Origin of the sequence: Mycobacterium sp. (assembly GCF_036488105.1) — a bacterium.
GTDB lineage: Bacteria > Actinomycetota > Actinomycetes > Mycobacteriales > Mycobacteriaceae > Mycobacterium.
In genome coordinates this window covers 1-1,853 of record NZ_DASXHW010000471.1, presented here as the reverse complement: position 1 = coordinate 1,853, position 1,853 = coordinate 1, and the positions used below count along the sequence as shown (strand labels likewise).

Here is a 1,853-nt window from a genome sequence, read left to right as displayed (position 1 = left end):
CCGAAACCGAAAGACCCGAAGCCGGTGCGCCGGGAGTTGGCGTTCGTCAATCACCGTGACGGCACGCTGGGTATCAAAGGCACTCTCGACGACGAAACGTAGGCCCGGTTGAAGGCGGCGTTGGAGCCGCTGGCGAAACCGAAACCCGCGAATGACGTGGAGGGTCGGGATCAGCGGTCGCAGTGGGAACGCTACGGTGACGCGTTCAGTGAGTTCGTCCGGATCGGCATGGGCAACCCCGACCTGCCCACCCTCGCCGGGGACACCACCCACATCGTCGTCACCCTGTCCTACGACCAACTCATGTCCGGCCTGGGGACCGCCTGCCTCGACCTCGTCGGGGACATCTCCGCGACGCAGGCCCGGATGCTGGCGTGCGAGGCGAAAATCATCCCGGTCGTCCTGGGTGGGCATGGCCAACCATTGGATGTGGGCCGTGCCCGGCGCTCCGCGACCCCGGCCCAGCGGTGTGCGCTGGCCATCCGGGACGGCGGATGCGCCTTCCCCGGCTGCGACGCACCACCCCAGCGCTGTATTCCACACCACATTGTTTTAGTGCGCCATGAGGCGCGTGATTGTCCGATCGGAGGTGCGAGACCTCTGGCGCTGAGCCGTCACAGCGGTTCGGTGAAGCTGAGGGCAGCCTGATTCGCAGGGAATGAGCGGGTCGGGTGGCAAGCGGCCCTGACAAAGTCGAGTCGTGTCAGTACTGCCAGATGGTGCGGGCTCGGTGAGCGAGACGGGAAGGTATACGCGAGAAACCAGTGTCTGAATCCTCGTTATGTGGAGCCGACTCGAAACCTGGCGGATCTGGGTCGGTGTCGCAGTGCGCGTGAGCCTTCAGGAGGGCGTAGCGCCCGTCCGGAACCTGGGTCCCGGACAGTCTGTGAGGAAAGTCTGTGGCGTACTCACAGAGGCTGTCGGGGTAAAGCTGGGTGCCTCACCCGTTGACCGGAATCACGTGAACATGGGAACCATCCCGCCGTTCCCGTCCTTGTGCCGCAGCCGGCGGTGCGGGGCGGGTAGGTGTCATTGCCCACCGATGACTGCGGGGTGGGGCGGAGTCGCCGTAGTACTCCGAGGGCGGGAAAGCCGTCCGCTTGGGGAAGGGCGACAGTAAGTCGAGCAGAAAGAGTTGGGGTAATGCCAGAAGGAATGTCACCGGTGAATGTCGGTGAACTGCTGATCGTGCCGTTCACGGCGGAGAGGCGGGTACTGGGAATGCAAACGAAACTGCACCGTTGGGCGGCGGCCGATCCCGGCCGCCGGTTCGATGATCTGTACAACCTCGTGGCCGAGCCCGCGTTCCTGGTCACCGCATGGGAACGGGTCTCGGGGAACACCGGAGCACGCAGCGCGGGGGTGGATCGGCGCACGGTGAGTGCGATCGGTGACTCCGCGCGGGGTGTGGTGGGGTTTTTGGAGGACCTCCGGGCCGATCTGAAGGCCCGGGTGTTTCGTCCGCTCCCGGTCAAGGAACGGCACATCCCCAAGGCTGGTGGGAAAACCCGCCGGTTGGGGATACCGACCGTGGCCGATCGGGTCGTTCAGGCTTCGCTGAAACTGGTCCTGGAACCGATCTTCGAGGTCGACTTCCACCCGTCCAGTTACGGTTTCCGTCCGCAGCGCCGCGCTCAGGACGCCATCGAGGAGATCCGCAAACACGCCAGCGATGGCTACAAGTGGGTCTTCGAAGGTGACATCACCGCATGTTTCGACGAGATCGACCACACCGCCCTGATGGGGTTGGTGCGGCGACGGGTCAAAGACAAGCGGGTCCTGGAGTTGGTCAACGCGTTTCTGCATGCGGGGATCATCAGCGAGGACGGAACCAGCCGGGATACCCATTCCGG

The 1,853-nt window shown here is 64.5% G+C and carries 2 protein-coding genes; both read left to right on the top strand.

What is annotated here, in order from left to right:
* Positions 1 to 108 precede the first annotated feature (108 nt).
* Entirely contained in the window at positions 109 to 648 is a 540-nt protein-coding gene (locus VGH54_RS24690; protein WP_331514761.1) for a DUF222 domain-containing protein, read from the top strand.
* A 516-nt stretch (positions 649 to 1,164) separates the two neighbouring features.
* The coding region (locus VGH54_RS24685) for a reverse transcriptase domain-containing protein (RefSeq protein ID WP_414688792.1) at positions 1,165 to 1,853 on the top strand (689 nt) is incomplete at its 3' end.